This is a genomic window from Gardnerella sp. DNF01180P, from assembly GCF_049244205.1.
GTDB lineage: Bacteria > Actinomycetota > Actinomycetes > Actinomycetales > Bifidobacteriaceae > Bifidobacterium > Bifidobacterium swidsinskii.
Genome location: NZ_CP058386.1, coordinates 20,790 through 37,603, shown reverse-complemented (window position 1 = coordinate 37,603; position 16,814 = coordinate 20,790). Strand labels below are relative to the sequence as shown.

The 16,814-nt window shown below is 41.4% G+C and carries 15 protein-coding genes; 14 read left to right on the top strand and 1 reads right to left on the bottom strand.

The features are described 5' to 3' along the window. The first annotated feature begins 22 nt into the window (after positions 1 to 22). The 5 genes from gatB (at position 23) to rho (ending at position 7,011) form a co-directional block, all read left to right on the top strand. The gene (gene gatB, locus HXT40_RS00175) at positions 23 to 1,522 is read left to right on the top strand and encodes an Asp-tRNA(Asn)/Glu-tRNA(Gln) amidotransferase subunit GatB (RefSeq protein ID WP_116431980.1); all 1,500 of its coding nucleotides are present in this window, start codon (positions 23 to 25) and stop codon (positions 1,520 to 1,522) included. 256 nt (positions 1,523 to 1,778) lie between these two features. Next, a complete protein-coding gene (locus HXT40_RS00170) occupies positions 1,779 to 2,687 on the top strand; it encodes a GNAT family N-acetyltransferase (protein WP_012913734.1) in 909 nt (302 codons plus the stop codon). Continuing rightward, the gene (locus HXT40_RS00165) at positions 2,687 to 3,001 is read left to right on the top strand and encodes a DUF2469 domain-containing protein (protein ID WP_004105898.1); all 315 of its coding nucleotides are present in this window, start codon (positions 2,687 to 2,689) and stop codon (positions 2,999 to 3,001) included. The genes HXT40_RS00170 and HXT40_RS00165 overlap by 1 nt, the downstream gene beginning before the upstream one ends. Before the next feature lie 91 nt (positions 3,002 to 3,092). Next, positions 3,093 to 4,712, top strand: a complete 1,620-nt coding sequence (locus HXT40_RS00160; RefSeq protein ID WP_012913735.1) for an NAD(P)/FAD-dependent oxidoreductase — start codon at positions 3,093 to 3,095, stop codon at positions 4,710 to 4,712. A 337-nt stretch (positions 4,713 to 5,049) separates the two neighbouring features. Next, the gene (gene rho / locus HXT40_RS00155; protein WP_004110057.1) at positions 5,050 to 7,011 is read left to right on the top strand and encodes a transcription termination factor Rho; all 1,962 of its coding nucleotides are present in this window, start codon (positions 5,050 to 5,052) and stop codon (positions 7,009 to 7,011) included. Between the two features lie 96 nt (positions 7,012 to 7,107). Here the strand turns inward: rho and HXT40_RS00150 are convergent, their stop codons facing one another. Beyond that, entirely contained in the window at positions 7,108 to 8,313 is a 1,206-nt protein-coding gene (locus HXT40_RS00150) for a pyridoxal phosphate-dependent aminotransferase (RefSeq protein ID WP_004110055.1), read from the bottom strand. A 282-nt stretch (positions 8,314 to 8,595) separates the two neighbouring features. On the opposite strand from HXT40_RS00150, the gene HXT40_RS00145 reads away from it, so the two are divergent. The 9 genes from HXT40_RS00145 (at position 8,596) to HXT40_RS00105 (ending at position 16,801) form a co-directional block, all read left to right on the top strand. Beyond that, positions 8,596 to 9,057, top strand: coding sequence for an Lrp/AsnC family transcriptional regulator (locus HXT40_RS00145; protein ID WP_004105907.1), 462 nt, complete (start codon positions 8,596 to 8,598; stop codon positions 9,055 to 9,057). Positions 9,058 to 9,062: 5 nt separating this feature from the next. Beyond that, positions 9,063 to 9,404 (top strand): chorismate mutase, encoded by a 342-nt coding sequence (locus HXT40_RS00140; RefSeq protein WP_004110050.1) that lies wholly within the window; start codon positions 9,063 to 9,065, stop codon positions 9,402 to 9,404. A gap of 146 nt (positions 9,405 to 9,550) precedes the next feature. Continuing rightward, the gene (fbaA, locus tag HXT40_RS00135) at positions 9,551 to 10,606 is read left to right on the top strand and encodes a class II fructose-bisphosphate aldolase (RefSeq protein WP_012913738.1); all 1,056 of its coding nucleotides are present in this window, start codon (positions 9,551 to 9,553) and stop codon (positions 10,604 to 10,606) included. A 115-nt stretch (positions 10,607 to 10,721) separates the two neighbouring features. After that, positions 10,722 to 12,023 carry an adenylosuccinate synthase gene (locus HXT40_RS00130; RefSeq protein ID WP_004110044.1) on the top strand — a complete coding sequence of 434 codons (1,302 nt, stop codon included), beginning with the start codon at positions 10,722 to 10,724 and terminating at the stop codon, positions 12,021 to 12,023. Between the two features lie 179 nt (positions 12,024 to 12,202). Beyond that, the gene (locus HXT40_RS00125; RefSeq protein WP_421777245.1) at positions 12,203 to 12,622 is read left to right on the top strand and encodes a fluoride efflux transporter FluC; all 420 of its coding nucleotides are present in this window, start codon (positions 12,203 to 12,205) and stop codon (positions 12,620 to 12,622) included. Beyond that, positions 12,622 to 13,032, top strand: a complete 411-nt coding sequence (locus tag HXT40_RS00120) for a fluoride efflux transporter FluC (protein ID WP_004110041.1) — start codon at positions 12,622 to 12,624, stop codon at positions 13,030 to 13,032. The genes HXT40_RS00125 and HXT40_RS00120 overlap by 1 nt, the downstream gene beginning before the upstream one ends. A gap of 39 nt (positions 13,033 to 13,071) precedes the next feature. Next, positions 13,072 to 14,439, top strand: coding sequence for a ClC family H(+)/Cl(-) exchange transporter (locus HXT40_RS00115; RefSeq protein WP_004110037.1), 1,368 nt, complete (start codon positions 13,072 to 13,074; stop codon positions 14,437 to 14,439). 123 nt (positions 14,440 to 14,562) lie between these two features. Next, the gene (locus HXT40_RS00110; RefSeq protein ID WP_116440310.1) at positions 14,563 to 15,738 is read left to right on the top strand and encodes an ATPase; all 1,176 of its coding nucleotides are present in this window, start codon (positions 14,563 to 14,565) and stop codon (positions 15,736 to 15,738) included. Further along, positions 15,725 to 16,801 (top strand): CpaF family protein, encoded by a 1,077-nt coding sequence (locus HXT40_RS00105; protein WP_004110032.1) that lies wholly within the window; start codon positions 15,725 to 15,727, stop codon positions 16,799 to 16,801. Before HXT40_RS00110 ends, HXT40_RS00105 begins: the two co-directional genes overlap by 14 nt. The last annotated feature ends 13 nt before the right edge of the window (positions 16,802 to 16,814 follow it).

Genomic DNA, 16,814 nt, shown 5'->3' with positions numbered 1-16,814 from the left:
AGCTTAAGTAAGAAGGATTCTCATGGCTGAAAAACTTATGAAATACGCCGATGCTGTTGAGCAGTTTGATCCAGTATTCGGTTTGGAAACTCACGTTGAGCTTAGCACGCGCACAAAGCTGTTTTGCCCAGCGGAAGTGTCTTTTGGTGGCGAGCCAAACACTCAGCTAACTCCTGTAAGTCTTGGTTTGCCAGGCTCTTTGCCAGTTGTAAACAAGACTGCAGTTGATTATGCAATTAAGCTTGGTTTGGCATTGCATTGCGAAATTGCTGAGTGGAGCCAGTTCGCTCGTAAGAACTACTTCTACCCAGATATGCCTCGCGATTATCAGATCTCCCAGTACGATAAGCCTACCAATGGCAACGGTTACTTGGATGTTGAGCTTGAAGATGGAACCGTGTTCCGCGTTCCGATTGAGCGCGCTCACATTGAAGATGATGCTGGTAAGAATACGCACGTTGGTGGTGCTGACGGCCGTATTGAAGGCGCAAATCATTCTTTGGTTGATTACAATCGCGCAGGTGTGCCTTTAATCGAGATTGTAACTAAGCCAATCGAAGGCGCTGGCAGCCGCGCTCCAGAAATCGCAGGCGCATACATGCGTGCTATTCGCGATATTGTTCGCGCTCTCAACATTTCTCACGCTCGCATGGAGCAGGGCAATATGCGTGCTGACGTGAACGTTTCGCTCCGTCACAAGCCAACCGATCCATTTGGTACGCGTTCAGAAACTAAGAATGTGAACACATTCCGCGGTATTGAAAAGACACTGCAATATGAGATTCGTCGTCAGGCTGCTATTTTGAGCGAAGGCGGCGAGATTTTGCAGGAAACTCGTCACTGGGATGAGGCAACTCAGACTACTGCTGGCGGTCGTGTGAAGTCGGATGCTGACGATTATCGTTACTTCCCAGATCCTGATTTGGTTATGCTTCATATCACTAAAGAGCATATTGAGCGCATGAAGGCGCAAATGCCGGAAATGCCTCGCGAGCGCCGTAACCGCTTGCAAAACGAATGGGGTATTAGCGATCTTGAAATGCGCGATATTTTGAATGCGGATGCTCTTGATTTGGTTGAAGAAACCGTTAAGGCTGGTGCAAGTGCGGCAGGTGCTAAGAAGTGGTGGCTTGGTGAGCTTGCTCGTGAAGCAAACACTCGTGGCGTGACTTTGGAAGAATTGCCTATTACTTCGCAAGATGTAGCTGAAGTTGAAAAGCTAATTGCAGACGGCAATCTTAACGATAAGCTCGCTAAGCAAACTGTTGCATGCGTTTTGGCTGGCGAGGGTAAGCCTGATGAAGTTGTTAAGAAGCACGGATTCAAGGTTATGAACGACGACGGTGCTTTGGAAGCTGCTGTTGACGCTGCTCTTGCTGCTGATCCTGAAGTTGCAGAAAAGCTTAAGGCTGGAAATATGAAGCCGATGGGTGCAATTATTGGCGCTGTTATGCGTGCAACTAAAGGTCAGGCTGATGCTAAGGCTGTTACTAAGATTGTGATGGCAAAAATCAAAGGCTGAAAAGTGCCGTAAAGGCTGAAAAATTTAATATTTGATAACGCTAATGTATAAACGTAAAAGCGTAATCAATATTCAAAAGTAAGTGCTGCGTACTTGCTGCATACTCAAATCAGGTTTGTTTGTGTAGCAGGTGCGCAGAATTTACTATTTATCAACATTGCGAGGCATTTTTCGTCTTCTGGATTATCATATACTATGCGACATGAGAATTATGCGAAGGGCTTAATTCTCAAAGGCACAATACAAGTAGGTGACTATGCAACAAACCAATGATGGTGTTATTAACTCTCGCGAGTTACCAAAATCTATAGTAATTCCTCAAATTCGTGGAGAGATGGCGCACCTTCGTCCAGCTACGTGCAATGATTTGCAAAGAATGGATGATTTGTGCGCATTTGATGGTGCTGCAGTTATTACTGGAAAGGATGCTAATTCAGAGCGTTCTATGGTTCATTCGTGGGTTGAAAGCTCTATGCAATGGACTAAAGATAGTCTTATTGGCGAAAATCCTTCTGAATCTTGTCGTTTTGCTGGCGATGTTCAATTGCGTCACACTATTGCGTGGGCGATTGTTCCTGATGTTTTGGATGATTCAAATAACGCTTCCGGCGACATTATTGGCATGATTTTCCTTATAGATATTGACGGATGGTCTCGCAGTGCTCGAATTCAAGTTGTTTTAGGCAAAAATTATCGAGGAAGAGGCTATTCGCGCGATGCGATGCCTAGAGTTATGACTTATGCTTTTGCATCAGAGCCGACTGGTCTAGGGTTGCATAGAATTTGGGTGGGAGTTCCAGCAACTAATACTCGTTCGCTTTCGGTGTATCAATCGCTTGGCTTTGTAAAAACAGGCACTGCGCGCGATGCATTATGGGATGCCCAGAATCAAAAATATCAAGATTTTGTTGTAATGGACACTCTTGTAGATGAATATGATGCTATTCGCTCGCTAGATGCTTTTGGGTTACACGTTATTGAAGAAAATCCTGGTGTAATTGAAGCTTTGAGTGCGCATGAACATTCTGTGGCTATACCTGTGCATCGTGATAATCTTGATGAAGCATGGCCGTACAATGTAAACGTCTCTGAAGGAAGTTCATCAAAAAAAGCTTGGTGGCGCATTATAGGTCGTGGACGCAAACGTAATACGGAAGGTAAGTAATGAGCGCCGAAGATCTCGACAACTATGAAACCGATGCAGAACTTGCGTTATACAAAGAATACCGTGATGTTATTAAGCTTTTTACTTATGTTGTAGAAACAGAGCGACGATTTTATTTAGCCAATAAAGTCGATTTTAATGTGCGTTCAGCAGGTCAGGATGTTTATTTTGATGTTCAACTTACGGACGCTTGGGTATGGGATGTTTACCGCCCTTCGCGTTTTGTTAAAAATGTACGAATAGTAACTTTTAAAGATGTAAATGTTGAAGAAGTACAAAAAACAGACATTGACATTCCTGAATCTATCGCGTGATGCGCGTATGCTCAATAAGGATGTATAGGAATTGCTTACCTAGCACGCAAAGTGTTTTCGTAAAAATTTGATGTATTAAGATGGAGGACAAGTGACGGATACACAATCCCCAAAGGAATCTGTGGTAATTATTGGTGGTGGTCCGGCAGGGTTGACGGCAGCCTGGGAACTCGTTAAGGATGGCGGATCCAGCCGCTACGACGTAACAGTACTCGAAGCCACGCGTGAATTTGGCGGCATTTCGCGTACTGTGAAGTATAACGGCAATCGTATGGATATTGGCGGTCATCGTTTCTTCTCAAAAGATGACCGTATTATGCAGTGGTGGCGTGAAATGCTACCTCTCCAGGGTGCGCCTTCATATGATGATAAAAAGCTTGGTCGTCATCATGATTTGGAAGCAGGTGGACCTGATCCTGAAGTTGAAGATGAAGTGATGTTGAAGCGTCATCGCGTTTCTCGTATTTTCTGGAATCATCATTTCTTTGATTATCCAATTTCTCTTTCTGCAGCAACCTTGCGTTCTATGGGCTTTATCTTGACTATGAAGGTTGGCTTCAGCTATTTGTGGTCTATGATTCACAAGTTGCCAGAAACTAATCTTGAGAATTTCTACATTAATCGTTTCGGCAAGAAACTTTATTCCATGTTCTTTGAGGGCTATACAGAGAAGCTTTGGGGTAGGCATCCAAGCCAAATTTCTGCCGATTGGGGTGCTCAGCGCGTTAAGGGCTTGAGCATTGTGGAAGTGTTGAAGAACGCTTTTTCCAAGCTTTTCCCTAAGAAAAAAGGCAAGGAAAAGGAAGTAGAAACCTCATTAATTGAGGAATTCTGGTATCCAAAGCTTGGTCCTGGTCAGTTGTGGGAAACGGTTGAGCGTCGTTGCCGCGAAAACGGTGCTACTGTGCGCACAGACGCAAAGGTAGTTGCTATTAAGCAAGCAGACGGAAAGATTTCCAGTGTTGTAGTTGAAGATGCAAATGGAGAGCGTTCAGAATTGCACGCCGACCAGTTTATATCTTCTATGCCAATTAAGGATTTGGTAGCTGCTCTTGAGCAGGGTGCAAATGGTGACGAAAAGGCTGAAGTTCCAGCAGAAATGCAACGCGTTGCCAAAGGTTTACCTTATCGCGATTTTGTGACTGTAGGCTTGCTTGTTAAGCGCGTGCGTCTGCGTAATACTACCACTATTCCAACGCTTGGTAATCCTCCTATTGTTCCTGATTGCTGGATTTACGTGCAGGATCCTGGATATAAAGTCGGACGTTTGCAAATCTTCAACAACTGGAGCCCATATCTCGTTAAGGATGTTGATAACACTGTTTGGATTGGTCTTGAGTACTTCTGCGACGAAGGTGACGACTTCTGGAATATGAGTGATGATGATGCTCGCAAGATGGCTATTGACGAGTTGACTCGTATGCAGGTTATCAATGGTGAGGAAGACGTTCTTGATTCTCACCGTGAGCGAGTTCCAAAGGCATATCCTGCTTACTTTGACACATACGCTCAGATGCCTGAATTGATTGATTATCTTGATGGCTTTGGTAATTTGTATTGCGTTGGTCGTAATGGACAGCATCGTTATAATAACCAAGATCATTCAATGGCAACTGCTATTGAGGCTGTAGAAGATATCCGAACTGGAGAAACTTCTAAGAAGAACGTGTGGTCTGTTAATACTGAAAAGTCGTATCACGAAAAGAAGTAGTAATTAATTCTCGTATAAATTTGAGCGTTTGATTTTAAAGCGCAAATAATTTAGCGATATAGCGTCAATAATACTGGGTGTTACCCAAGTTATTGGCGCTTTTTGTTTATGTGAGTAGCTCTTTAAAAACTTTATAGAAATTGCAATAAAATACTAAATACTATGGCGCGTCGCATTGTACAGCGTCGTATAGCTGTAGTAGCATACATAATGTTCGTTGTTATGTACATATGAATTGTTATGAAATAGCAGCGAGTTCGTGACGGATTTTTCCGTAATCTTCCATGTAAAGACTTGCCGGGTCTCTATTCCGTGCGAGTTAAGGAAAGGTAAAATTGTGGCAACAGGCCAGAATCTTGAAAAAATGAAGCTTTCAGAATTGAAAGATCTTGCGAAACAAATGGGTTTGCGCGGTACATCTACAATGCGTAAGCCTGAGTTGGTGGCTACACTGACGGCTGCTCGTAATGGGGGAGAAGCGCCTGCAGGTGTAAGTGTTCGTGTTCCTCGTGATGTTGTGAATGCTAATAAAACTGCAGATACTAGTACAGATATAGAAGATGTTAGGTCATCGAAAGACAATAGTGATTTAGAAGCGTTAGAAGTTTTGGTTCCCAATGCTGCTTCAGATCGTCGCTATAGAGACGAAGAAGATTTTGGGAATAAAAATTATCGACGCGATGCGAATCGTAATAATACATTCCAGCGTCGTCGTTCCTCAGAAGATCGTAATGATAATCGCGATCGTAGAGAAGATGGTATGGATTCGCATGAGTTGGATCAAATTTTGGCAACATTGCCTGGTGAAGATTCTCATGCAGAGGGTGAACCGCGTCGTCAGCGTGTAGCTTCTCGTGACTTTGATAGAGAAGAACAACAAAATCGTGCTGATCGTTTCCAGCGTCGTATGCGCGGTCGTGCACGTGATTACGATGAGTCTCGTTCAGATTATTCAGATCGACAGAATCATTCAGAACGCATGAATCGAGTAGAACGTGAAGATCGTGATGAACGTCGTGCTGAGCGTGGAGAACGTCAAGATTGTAACGATCGCAATGTTCGTCTTGATCGCGATGCACGCGATGCTCGCGAAGAGCATGATTTACGTGAGTCTCGTCGTGAAGAGTCTCAGGAAGAGCTCGTGCCAGTAGCTGGAATTGTTGATGTCTTAGAATCTTACGCATTCGTGCGCACTTCTGGTTATTTGCCTGGTCCTAACGATGTGTATGTTTCAATGAGCCAAATTAAAAAATATGGCTTACGCAAGGGTGATGCAGTTCAAGGCTCCATTCGTGCTCCTCGCGAAGGCGATCGTCGAAATCAGCGCCAAAAGTTTGTTCCTTTGCAAACAATCGATAGCATTAATGGAATGAGCGTTGAAGAAGCTCAGTCTCGACCGCAATTTGCTAAGTTGACGCCGTTATACCCACAAGAGCGTTTGAAGCAAGAAACTACTCCGAATCGCATGTTGGGACGTGTTATTGATTTAGTTGCCCCAATTGGTAAAGGTCAGCGCGGTTTGATTGTGTCGCCACCAAAGGCTGGTAAAACCATTACTCTTCAGAATATTGCAAATGCAATTACTACAAATAATCCTGAAGTGCATCTTATGGTTGTGCTTGTCGATGAGCGTCCAGAAGAAGTTACCGATATGGAACGCACTGTGCAAGGCGAAGTGATTTCTTCTACATTCGATCGTCCTGCAACGGATCACACTACTGTTGCTGAGCTTGCTATTGAGCGCGCTAAGCGTTTGGTTGAGCTTGGCCAGGATGTTGTGGTTTTGCTTGATTCTATGACTCGTTTGGCTAGAGCCTACAATATTGCTGCTCCTACTTCTGGTCGTATTCTTTCCGGTGGTGTTGATGCTCAGGCGTTGTACCCACCAAAGAAGTTCTTCGGTGCTGCTCGAAATATTGAAGACGGCGGCTCTTTGACGATTATTTCTTCTGCATTGGTTGAAACCGGCTCTAAGATGGATGAAGTAATCTTCGAAGAGTTTAAGGGCACTGGAAATATGGAATTGCGTTTGAGTAGAGATTTGGCTGATAAGCGTCTCTTCCCAGCAGTAGATATTAATGCTTCTGGAACTCGTCGCGAGGAGTTAATTACTCCAGCTGCAGATTTGCCAGTTATTTATCGTTTGCGCCGTCTCTTTGGTGGTCTTGAGGCAGAGCAAGCGTATCAGACTTTGATTCCTCGATTGAAGAAAACTGCTTCAAACCGTGATTTCTTGGCTGCCATAACTCAACAAACTGGCACTGCTACGAATAATTCTTCTTCTACGACTATTGCGTAGTTCTTATTTCGTAAGGAATTAAAATTATTGCCCTTTGGATTATCTACCAAGGGGCAATAATTTTATTTATATTTATATTCGTTAATAACTAATATTTTATGCAGCATGTAAAGCTTGTTGCGCAAGTGCAAATTTGCTTATGCGCGCTACGCCTTCTTTAAGTTCTTCTGCTTTCCCAGCGTAAGATAGTCGCACGAATCCGCTTCCTTCTGCGCCAAAGGCTTCTCCTGGCACAACAGCAACTTTTTCTTCATCTAAAAGTTTTTTGCTAAATTCTTCTGAACTTAAACCAGTTGGTCGAACGTCAACAAAAACGTAGAATGCACCTTGAGGCTCTATAAGACGCAATGCATTGCAATTTGCCAATCCGTCTATAACAAGCTGACGTTTTGCACGATATTCTTCTCTCATTTCGCGCACGTGATCTTGCGGACCTGTTAATGCAGCTACGCCGCCATATTGTGCGGTAGAATTTACAGAAGAATGCATCATTTCTGCAATTTTGCTGGTTTGCTCAATAACTTGACTTGGTGCAAGAATATATCCAATTCTCCATCCTGTCATTGCATAAGTTTTCGATAAACTTTCTACAATAATGGTTCGTTCGTGCATTCCTTCAGCTGCTGCAATAGATGGTGCTACAGCATTTCCGCAAGGTTCAGTTTCTGGATTGCTTGCGAATACGAATGGATGGTAGACTTCGTCAGAAATTACCCAAAGATTAAATTCTTGGCATAATTTTGCAACTTCTTCGAGTTCTTCTGCGGTTGTTACAGCACCGGTTGGGTTGCATGGAGAATTGATAATGATGGCTTTAGTGCGTGGCGATATAGCTTTGCGTATTTCTGCTGCATTAATATGCATTCCATGTTCTGGCTTAAGGGCTACAGTTACTGGAATTCCTTCGCACATTAGCACTTCTGCATCGTATGATGTGAAGTATGGAGATGGAATAATAACCTCATCTCCCGGATCTATTACTGATTTAATAGCTAAATATAATCCAATAGTAGCGCCGTCAACGGCTTGAATTTCTGTGTCTGCGTTGTAGTTTAAACCTTTTACTCTATTCGTATAATTTGCAGCTGCCTCGCGGAATTCTGGTATGCCTAAAACGTCTGTGTATTTTGTTTTTCCCTCTCGTAATGAGTTGCACGCGGCTTCAACAATGTGTGAGGAAGCAGTTTCGCCTGGTTCTCCTAGGCATAGTGAAATAGCGTCTGGTATTTGTTCTACACGGTCAAATACATCTCTAATACCTGAACGAGGTATTGAAATTGCATGTTTCGCTACTTTTGCCATGCTGTGCTCCTTTTTGATTGTTGGTTTTGATTTTATAAGAATAATCTTTAAAGGTTATAGGTTTCGTTTATACGCTTATTATGCGAATTGTACAACACTATTACGGCTGATGTTAAAAGAAAAAATTATTTTTAACGTAATAATTTGTATTTTTTATTATTTTTTGAATAAATTTGTTCTTTTTCTGTAAAAAATACTGTACCATAAAAGAGACTGCAATGTGGCGCTACATAGATTCGTTTTAGATTCTCAATTCAGCGTCGACTGGAGAATGGAGGACGTATGGCTGGAAATCCTCATAAAGCTGAAACTAGTATAGCTATGGATTCAACTGATGCAATCATTGTTGATATTCTCGAACATGATGGTCGAGCGACGTTAACTCGTTTGGCGAAGGCTTCGGGTTTGTCTGTTTCTGCAGTTCAATCTCGAGTGCAAAAGCTTGAGCGTAAAGGTGTTATTACTGGTTATCGCGCGTTAATTGATTATGAGCGTCGTGGTTTACCTGTAAGCGCATTTGTGTCTGTTACGCCACTTGATTTTGGGCAGGAAGCTACAATACCTAACAAATTGCGTGATATTTCTGGTATTGAAGCTTGCTATTCGATTACTGGTAGTCCAAGTTTTATGCTGGTAGTGCGTGTTGCTACGCCAAGCAAATTGGAAGAACTTATTAATACCATTCATCGCATAGTCCCTGTCAGTACAGAAACAACTATGGTTCTGCAAACATATTTCGATTAAATAATATGTGTGATTTTTCTGAAACAACGGTTGACGCGCGCGATACATCTCTTACGACATGTTGCAAAGTTGCTGCCGAAGAGATTATTGTGTTGCGTCAATCTGTTGATAATTTTGATAATGCAATAATTGCGCTGCTTGCTGAGCGGTTTAAAACTACGAAACGAATTGGTGAGTTGAAGGCTGAAGCTGGATTTGCTCCTGAGGATTCTAAAAGAGAGCAGCAGCAAATAGAAAGTTTGCTAAATATTGCGGAAAATGCCGGATTGGATTCTTCGATTGCGTTGAAATATCACGAGTTTGTTGTTACTGAGGCTAAGAAACGTCATCAGCAAATGCAGTCTTGAGATTAGATATTTCTGTTATTTTAATTGCATTGAACTATGAATCACAATCAGTTTGTAGATTTTGAAAATAGATTTTCGCATATCGGTATGTAATGTTTTTGTGCATATGCGTGGCTATCTGAGTAATAAAGGCGGATAATACAAGTATGACTATTGCAACTGTTGAACGTTATGCGCATATGCTTGATGCTGCAAGTCGAGGTGGCTACGCATACCCTGCTATCAATGTTACTAGTACGCAAACTCTTAATGCAGCTTTGCAGGGATTTGCTCAAGCTGAATCTGATGGCATTATCCAAGTTTCTGTCGGTGGCTCTGCTTATTTTTCGGGTCAATCTCTCAATAATCGTGTTGTTGGTTCAATAGCATTTGCAAAATTTGCGCACGAAGTAGCAGCTCAATATCCTAATATCACTATTGCGCTTCATACAGATCATTGTGCTGAGCAATATTTAGATGATTGGATTCAACCACTAATTTCTTATGAAACAGAACAAGTCAAAAAAGGCGAAGAACCATTATTTCAGTCGCATATGTGGGATGGCTCAACGGTGCCTTTGCAACATAATCTAGACGTTGCAGAACAGTTGCTGGATGCTTCGCAAAAATCTCGCACAATTCTTGAAATTGAGATTGGTGCTGTTGGTGGAGAAGAAGATGGGCATCGTGCTGATATTGACGAGAGATTGTATTCTACGCCTGAAGATGCTTTGCGTGTTGTAGATAAACTTGGCTTGGGTGAACGTGGCAGGTATATGGCAGCGTTTACTTTTGGCAACGTTCATGGAGCCTATAAGCCTGGCGTTGTAAAACTGCATCCTAAATTATTGCAAGAAATCCAAAAAACTGTATATCAGAACTATCAAAATATTTGTGATACTCGCACCTTTGGCGCTTCTAAAAAGCCGTTCCTGCTGGTATTTCATGGCGGATCTGGCTCTACTGCTCAAGAGATTGCTGAAGCTGTGCGTTACGGCGTAATTAAAATGAATATAGATACCGACACTCAATACGCTTTTACTCGTGCAATCGCTGGTCACATGTTCAGCAATTATGACTCTGTTCTTAAAATAGACGGAGAAGTTGGCGAAAAGAAGTTGTATGATCCTCGATCTTGGGGTCGTGAAGCCGAAAAAGCCATGGCTCAGCGTGTAGCAGAAGCTTGTGTGCAGTTAGGTTCTGCTGGTAAAGCACTGAAATAGTAAATTTTTAATTTTATATATTTCATTTTCTTATTCGGTAGGGGCATAGAGATAGTCTTAACAGGTAAGGATTGTGCTTATTTGAGCAGCGTTAGCTCAAAAATGGAGGTGCGGCATGCCTGGTATTGTGCTTATTGGAGCTCAATGGGGTGACGAAGGTAAAGGCAAAGCAACAGATTTAATTGGTTCAAAGGTTGATATTGTCGCACGTTTTAATGGCGGTAATAATGCTGGGCACACTGTCGTTGTTGGTGATAAATCTTATGCATTACATTTACTTCCAAGCGGAATTATCAGCCCTAATGTTACGCCTGTAATTGGTAATGGTGTTGTTGTTGATCCAGAGGTATTGCTTGAAGAAATTGACGCTTTGGAATCTCGCGGTGTAGATTGTTCGCGCTTGCTTGTGAGCGAAGCTGCGCATGTTATTACTCCGTATCATCGAGTTATTGATAAAGTAACTGAGCGTTTTCTTGGCAAACACAAGATCGGCACGACTGGTCGTGGTATTGGACCTACTTACGCAGATAAAATTAATCGTGTTGGTATTCGAGTGCATGATTTATTTAATGCTGATCACTTGCGCGACAAAGTTGAAGCAAGTTTGCATCAAAAGAATCAAATGCTTGTAAAACTTTATAATCAACATCCTATTGATATTGATGCAGTTACTGCTCAACTTGTGGAGCTTGGCAAACGCTTGAAGAAATATGTTGCTGATACTTCATTAGTATTGAATGAAGCAATGGATGAAGGCAAAACTGTGCTGTTTGAAGGTGGACAAGCCACAATGCTTGACGTCGATCATGGCACTTATCCGTTTGTAACTTCTTCAAACCCTACTGCTGGTGGCGCTTGCACGGGTACTGGTGTTGGTCCTACTCGTATTACGCGCGTAATTGGAGTAGCGAAAGCGTATATTACTCGTGTTGGTGAAGGTCCATTCCCAACTGAACTTTTGGATGAGCAGGGTGACTGGTTGCGTGAGCAAGGCCATGAATATGGTGTTACAACTGGTCGTCCTCGTCGTTGTGGATGGTTTGATTCTGTAGTAAGCCGTTATGCAACTCGCGTAAATGGTTTGACGGATATTGTTCTTACTAAGCTTGACGTTTTGACTGGTTTGAAGGAAATCCCAGTTTGCGTAGCTTATGATGTGACTTTGTCTGATGGAACAGTTCAGCGTATGGAAGAAATGCCTGTAGATCAATCACTGTTTGCTTCTGCGAAACCAGTATACGAGATGCTTCCAGGCTGGAATGAGGATATTTCTCAAATTCATAAGTTTGAAGATTTGCCTCAAAATACGCAAAGTTATGTAAAGCGTTTGGAAGAGCTTTCTCATTGCCGTATTTCTGCTATTGGAACTGGTCCGCAGCGTGATCATATCATTAGTGTTCACTCACTAACTGACTGAAATTGTTTATTATTTTATGATCAACTTAGCAAAACGGCACTTCTCGGTTGGGAGTGTCGTTTTGGTTTATGACGATAATTTCAAAAAGAGTGAAAATGAGTAAAATAAGCGGAAAAAATAAAAAAAATAATTGTCGATTATACTTTTTAGTTTTTATTGGTGGTACATGTGGAGCTTTCGTGCGCGCAGTAATTTCTTCTTATGCGCACACGATTCACCAAGTAGACGGACAATCATTTATATTTGGTCAGCTTACTTTAGGAACTTTTTTGTCGAATATGATTGCATGCTTTATTTTTGCTCTTGTTACTGCAATATCTGTTAAAGCTTTAACGCAAGAAAAGCAAACTTTGTATAAATATGCGCTAGGAACAGGCTTTTGTGGCGGATTGTCGACTATGTCTACTTTCGCGTTTGAAAGTGCAATGTCTTTTATGTCTCCACGCATAACGCTTGTTGTTTTGGGCATGCTTTTTTCGCTGCTTTTTGGCGTTTTTATGGCTTTTGTTGGTAATTGGGTTGGAACAGGAATTGCGAATTGCATGAACAAAAAGCAAACTCGATCTGTTGCAGAAGCTAATACTAAGGTGATGAAGTGATGAATTCTTTATACGTTTTTATTATGTTTATTTTGCCTTGCTTTTTTGGCGGTTTAGGTGCTGTTTTAAGATGCGCAATGACTAAAAAAATTTCAGCTGCTCATAAAAGCGAAGTTCCAGTTGCAACGCTATTTATCAATTGCGTTGCTTCATTTGCTATAGGTGTTATGTCTAATGTTTTCATGGTTGCAGCTGCAATATGTGGAGTACGTTTTGCTTATTTGATGATTTTGGGATTTTTGGGTGGATTTTCCACGTTTTCTACTGCAATTTTTGAAGGTGTGGATCTTATTCAAAGAAAGCGCATAAAAGATGGAGTGTTCTTGCTTTTTGCAGAACTTATTGTTCCATTCTTTGCTGCTTCTGTTGGGTATATTGTTTCGCAAATATTGTTACTGTACGTAATTTAGTATTTAGAAGTTAAGTGTTGTGCGCAGAATCGAGTTGTAGTGAAGTTTAAGAATGCATTGAGCTTTTTGAGTAATAACTTAAAGCAAATATCAAAAACTTTTTGCCAGCTTCGTTGGAAAGTAATATTAGCTGGGATATTTGTCGGCGTTGTTTCTGGTTCATTAGTAGCTTCTTACAGGCTTGGTATTGAATACGGTACAGATTTTGCGCGTTGGATGTATTTACAAATCCGGCATAACGCATGGTGGATTTTGCCATGCTTAATTTTTGCTGTAATTGCAGGTTTAATTATTGGCTGGATGAGTCGTAAAGAAAGTATGGCTTCTGGAAGTGGTATTCCTCAAGTCGTGGGATATGTTAATCGCGGTTTGAATATGCGATGGCACACGATTCTGCCAGTGCGTTTTGTTGGCGGTTTACTTGGTTCTTTATTTGGATTGTCTCTTGGACGTGAAGGTCCATCTATTCAAATAGGTGCATGTGGTGCTCAGATGTTGTCTCGAATTTTTCGTAAAGGTAGGCGTGACGATATTAAAGAGCATTATGTGGTAACTGCTGGAGCTGCAGCCGGTTTATCTGCTGCGTTTTCTGCGCCACTTTCTGGAGTTATGTTTGCTATGGAGGAGATTCAGCACGGCTTAACTTCAATTGTTCTTATAGGAGCTGCTGCAGCTGCTTTATGTGCTGATTTTGTTTCGCAAACTTGTTTCGGGTTGCGTCCAGTTCTTGATTTTGGTCAGATTCCAGATTTGCCAATGAACTTGCATATTTGGATTATTCCTCTTGGTATTTTTGCAGGTTTTGTAGGCTCGATAATGAATCGTTCGTTACTTGGTTTGCAAACATTATACGGATATTTGCCAAAGTGGATGCCTGTTGCCATTGCTTGCTTAATTGCAATACCAGTTGGCTTGTTCCTGCCTGAAGTTCTTGGTGGCGGATCTAATTTAGTGCGACTTTCTGAATATGGAAAAGCAAGTCTTGCAATGCTTTGTTTGCTATTTGTGGCAAAAATGTTGTTTACTTCTACGAGTTTTGGTTGTGGCGCTCCCGGTGGTATTTTTATGCCTATTCTTGCAGTAGGTGCGCTCGCAGGTGGTGTTGCTGCGCGCTGGATTACTAGCGTTTCAGCATTTGGCATTGATACAAAATTTGTATCTGTGTTTGCAGTTTGCGTTATGGCTGGTACGTTGTCTGCATCTGTAAAAGCTCCACTCACTTCGATTTTGCTTACTGTTGAAATGTCTGGAACTATGATTCATACGCTTCCAGTTGCAGCTTCTGCATTTATCGCATTGCTTATTTCGGATATTCTAAAAACTAAGCCAATTTATGGTGAGTTACTTGAACGCTATATGAAAGTTAATAAAGATTTAGTATTGCCATCTGTAAATTCTGTAAAATAGATGTTTTTATAGATAATTTTTGTGCAATATTTGCTTATTCTTAATATTTCCTGAGCTTTTAACCACATTGCATGAATATTGTTGAAAACTCATTGCTGTATGCGTTTCAATAGGCGCATGAGTATGAATATGAGTGTAAGCAACAAATCAATTGGCGTTAAGCAGATTGATAAAAATTATAACAATGGCGAAGCTGTAGGCGCATTTAGAGATGTTAAACGTTATGTTTATCCTCCTCAAGTTGCAGATAAATCTATATACGAATCTGCGTCTAATGGTGTAAAAAGCACGCCTTGTATAGCTGACGATCATACTGTTATGACTCTTTTGCCTAAGAGTTCTCAAGATGTGGAGAGTTTTCAACACACTGAACGCTCACAAGATATTTCTATTAAGCATAAGTCTTGCATGTTTAATAATTCTGAAGAAGATAATCTTATTGCGCGTGATTCTTTAGATCCGTTGCCTAAAAATATTTTAGTTGGAATGTCTGCTGCAGATGGCATTGGGCTAAGCACTTCGCTATCTATTCTTTCGCGCTATATAAGTGAACAAGGTCATAGTGTTGCTCTTGTAGATGCTGATTTGACTCATGGTGGTTTAGACGTTCTGCTTGGTTTGGAATCAGATGAAGGCCGCAGGTTGCAAGAAGTTGATGCTTCTTTAGGTAAATGCGATGGCTATGTGTTACGCAATGAGCTATTGCATTGGGACAATGTGGATGTTTTAGCATTTTCTCCATGGCATGGTAAGTATCCTGAACCTTGGGTTTTAGAGGCTGCTATTAGAGGTTTAGCTGATGCTGTTGATGTAGTTATTGTAGATATAGGTTCTGGCGAGACTGCTATGAAGTCTTACCATAATATTCCGCAATTTATTGACAGTGTGACTCTTGCTGCTGTTGAGCTATCTGTGCTTGATTTAGCAAGGTTTAGAGCGTTGCTACAAAAATTAGATACTTTGTGTGATTCTGAAGTAAAGTTTAATAAATTTGCTGTTGTTGGATTGTCTCCTCGTGGTTTAACGCAAAAATCTTATGTTTTAAGTATCGATGAAGCTTCTGAATATCTATCAACTACATTTCTTGGTTCTTTGCAACACGATGCTCGCATGTACGCCGACATTATAGGGGGATATGGTATTCGAAATGTGCCATCTTCAATGAAGGAAACCATGAAACGCATAAATAATTGGCTTATCGGAGATGTTATATCAAATACAAAAAATGCTGTAACTAAATATCGTCGTTCGCAATATCGTCGTTCGAAATACTCAAGAGGTAAATATGATCGTAAATAATATTCGTGATATCGATTTTGGAATTCTGCAGGAATTTGCCAATGATGTAAGAGTTACAGACATGGTTGTAAGTGAGTCCGGTCGTGTGTGGGTAGATTGTGGGCAAGGTCTCAAGGAACGCGCAACTCGAGTTCCGCTTAACAACCCTGCTTTGTTAAGAGAATATGCTGTATGGCTTTGTGCACAATTAGGCAAAAGACTGGATGATGCGTGTCCTATTGCTGATGCTTCAAGTACTTCTGGCATTCGCATACATGCTGTTTTAGCACCACTTGTATCTCAAGGAGCAGCATTGTCAATTCGTTTTCCTTCAGTTAATCGTTATGATCTTGTTTCTTTAAGCGATCAAGGCATGTTTCCAAAAGAATTGTCTTGTATTCTAAGCGTTTTAGTTAAAAAGCGAGCAAATATAATGATCACTGGAAGTACTGGATCTGGGAAAACCACACTTATGAAGGCTTTGTTGGCTGCTGCTGATTGCGAAGATCGTATTGTATCTGTTGAAGAAATTAGAGAGCTCGGCGAGTTGACACAAAATCATGTTTCGTTAAGTGCGCGAGAGGCTAATGTAGAAGGTGTAGGAGAAATTGGCTTATCTCAATTAGTAAAAGCAACATTAAGAATGCGCCCGGATCGCATTATTCTTGGTGAATGTCGTGGGGAAGAAATTGCTGATTTGTTGAGAGTGTTTACTTCCGGGCATAAGGGTGGAATGACAACTCTTCATGCAGATGAAATAGAAAAAGTTCCCGCTCGTCTTATGGCATTAGGGTTATTGGCTGGGTTGGAGCCTGCAGCTTTATGTGCTTTAGCTGCTGGAGCATTCGATGTTGTTATTCATGTAGAGAGATCCTCTAACGGGCGTCGAATGATCAAAGAACTCGGTATTTTGCAATACGCTTCTAGCGCTTCGTTGCTGTGTGGCATTCCAGTTTTGCAATTATCTTGTGGAATTGACGGCAGTATTGTCATGAAATTTTTGCCTGCATGGGTTAAGTTTTCAAATTATTGGAATCTTCCCGAAAATATGGCCAACATATGTGTTGACAGTTCAAATAATTAGTAGTCGATTGTGT